The organism is Dethiothermospora halolimnae (assembly GCF_037577855.1).
In the GTDB taxonomy this organism is placed as follows: Bacteria; Bacillota; Clostridia; order Tissierellales; family VENL01; genus Dethiothermospora; species Dethiothermospora halolimnae.
Genome location: NZ_JBAKFX010000120.1, coordinates 1 through 3,279 on the forward strand (window position 1 = coordinate 1; position 3,279 = coordinate 3,279).

A 3,279-nucleotide genomic window follows, 5' to 3' on the forward strand; every position below is an offset into this window, starting at 1 on the left:
CGCCGACTTCCTTCAGATTCCACCTCACGGTGGACACCCTTGTCTTTAGCTAGCACCTATATCACCTTCGGTGTTCGGGACTTTCACCCTATAGACTGTGTCCATGCTGGGCACACATAAAAAAAGACAAAGTATCTATAGATACTTTGTCTTTTTAGGAAAACTTTGATATATTTCATTATATATAGTAACCGTCATTTAAAGGGCATATATAATTTTCTCGACTTAATCCAACATAATAATTTTCATAATCTTTACTTACTCTTTTACTTTTTTTAATTAAACGTTTTAACATTAATAACCCCTCCCTTGATAATGATTTTCATTACCTTCTATTCCATTATTACCCTTTAGTTTGATTTAAAAACATTTTATTTTACTGCTCTAATATTTTATCTGCTAAGTCATTTAGATTCCTTCCGTTAACATCCGCTCTTTCATCTTTTTTTCCTATTTTCCCTGTTTTACAACCGGCTTTTATACCAGCTGTAATATCTGTTTCCATGTCTCCTATCATCCAGCTGTTTTTTAAATCTATGTCATATTTTTTAGCCAATTTTACTATCATTCCTGGCTTTGGCTTTCTACAGTCCGATTTTCTATGGAAATCTGGACAATAAACTATCTCTTTAAACTCACAATAATCTTTCAATTCTTTAATCATCTTTTCGTGAATCCCATCTAATTGTGTTTCCCCTATATATCCAAGTTCAACTCCCCCTTGATTAGTTACAACAAACAATTCATACTCATTGTTATAGAGTTTCTTTAGACCTTCTTTAGCTTCATTATATATTGTAAGATCATCGGGTTTGTTTACATGCTTTGTATTATCATTAATTACCCCATCTCTATCACAGAAAATTGCCCTTTTCAATTTATCACCTCTTTTTATACTTATTATTTAGGAATATATATCTGAAAACTCTATATTTATCCTTTCAACAATCTCTTTTGACCTATTATAATCAATATCATTTTCATTTTGATAATCCAATTTTTTCATCGGGAGTTTTATTATGAATTTGCTTCCTTCTCCATAAATACTATCAACCTCTATGGTTCCATCATGCATTTCTACAAAAGATTTAACCAAACAAAGACCTATACCACTACCTTCATTTCTTCTAGTAAGAAGACTATCTGCTTGGGTAAATCTTTCAAAAATAGCTTCTTTATTTTTATCAGAAATACCTATCCCTGTGTCTTCTACTGTTATTATTATGTTAGAACTATCATAGGATATATATACTTTTATAGTGTCTCCTTCCTCAGTAAATTTTATGGCATTTGATAAAAGGTTTAATAATATTCTTTCTATTTTATCAGGGTCACAGGATATGATTTTTTCCTCAATATCAGTATCAAATATAATAGTTCTATTTTTATTATTTGCATATTCCACAACTGATAGTGTTATTTCCTCAACGAGATGTACAATATCACAGTTTTGCAAATCAATTTTATAAAAACCCGCATCTATTTTTGTTATATCTATTAAGTTATTTACTAATCTTAATAATCTATAACAATTTTGTTTCATAACCTTAGAATGCTTTTTTATATTCTCCAATTTATTAAAGTTCAAATCTCCATTAAAATATATGTCATATAACTGTAATGTTCCCAGTATTATGTTTAAAGGTGTTCTCAGTTCATGGGATATATTTGCTATAAATTGATTTTTTAATTCGCTATATTCTTGTATTTCCTCTAATAACCTGCTTTTTTCTTCTACTTTCTTCTTCAACTTTTCTGCATGTTTCTTCTCTGATATATCACGGGATAAACCTAGTATTTTAGTAAGTTTACCATTTTCTGTTATTGGTGTTAAATTAGCCTCTAGCTGTAATAATTCACCTTTGCTATTGCTGATGTCTATTTCAAGCCATCTAACATCATTCCCATTAATTAATTCCTTTTCTACTTCTACTATCTTCTTATCATTAACATCTATAAGAAAATCATCTATCTTTTTTCCCTTTAAATTATCAATAGATGCTTTAAATGCATTTAAAGCAGATGGATTGGCTTCAACTATTTCATGGGTAGCCATATCTATCATACATATAAAATCAGGACACATTTCAAAAAATATCCTGTATTTTTTTCTACTCTCCCTAAGTTCATCTTCAAACTTTTTTCTTCTTTCAATTTCTATTTTAAGTCTTTTCATTTCTCTAATATCTTGACCTACTAAAATATATCCTAATATATCACCATATTTATCCCTTAATACTGACACTGACACGCTCATAGGTACCTCTTCTTTATCTTTACATATAAAAGTTAACTCACACTTACAGTCATCTAGTTTCTTTTTATCTTCTTTATTTTTAAGTAATGTTTCCTTTTCTTTTATCAGTGATATGATAGAAGCCTCTAATAATGATTTCCTTCCATATCCTAATAGTTTTGATGTCTTATTATTAGTTCTTAATATTTTCCCGTCGGGATTTATTAAAAACATTAAATCTAAAGAATCTATTATTTCTTTACTATAGGCTTCTATTGTTAGAGATATGGTTTTATATCTAACTAGGGAATAAGTTATACCCAATGCCCACCATAATGTTACTAATGGAGTTAATATTAACATCAAATACACTTTATTATACATATTAAATAATATTATATTCATAATAAAAGTTATTATAATAAACACACTTAAGAATCTAGCCTGTTTTTTCTCCCTTTTCTGATTGGTTTTACTTCCCCACCACAGTATAGATATTATTCCAAAGATTACAGTAAAGATCATATATATTGAATGGGCCAAATACCAAGAAAATTCAAATGGTGTACTTGCAATCATCCCATATTTAGTTTCTATTACTTCTTTTATAACAAATACACCAGTTAATATCTTATATATAAATATTATAGATGGTAAATAAACAATACAAGCAAATATCTTACTATGTAACAACTTTTTATTTTTAGATAAAAGCAAAAAGAAATTAATCGATATGGGAGCTATGGTACTATACGAAATAAAATATAATCTATGCCAAAATGTAAATTCTTCAAAGTTTTGAGAGTGAACTGACATTCCATAAAAAAAAGTTAAAGCCGATAAATTTATCATCATATATAAAAATACTTTATTTAGGGTTCTAGTCGAATTTGATTTGAACACCAAAGCACCTAAGTGTATTTTTATAATAGCTATTATAATATAAATAATTATTATATTATTCATTTAAACTCTCCTTAATCTACTTTATATTTTTTCTTTTATTCTATGTTTTATTCTATATATAAAAAAATTCTTTGTCA

At 27.8% G+C, this 3,279-nt stretch carries 2 protein-coding genes; both read right to left on the reverse strand.

The features are described from left to right. Nucleotides 1-376: 376 nt before the first annotated feature. The gene (locus tag V6137_RS20705; protein WP_425449849.1) at nt 377-877 is read right to left on the reverse strand and encodes a D-glycero-alpha-D-manno-heptose-1,7-bisphosphate 7-phosphatase; all 501 of its coding nucleotides are present in this window, start codon (nt 875-877) and stop codon (nt 377-379) included. 27 nt (nt 878-904) lie between these two features. After that, the gene (locus tag V6137_RS20710) at nt 905-3,202 is read right to left on the reverse strand and encodes an ATP-binding protein (RefSeq protein ID WP_425449850.1); all 2,298 of its coding nucleotides are present in this window, start codon (nt 3,200-3,202) and stop codon (nt 905-907) included. Nucleotides 3,203-3,279: the final 77 nt, after the last annotated feature.

Excerpts from the sequence above, each read along its gene's own strand:
- V6137_RS20710 (WP_425449850.1), bottom strand. The coding sequence starts at position 3,202 with ATGAATAATATAATAATTATTTATATTATAATAGCTATTATAAAAATA.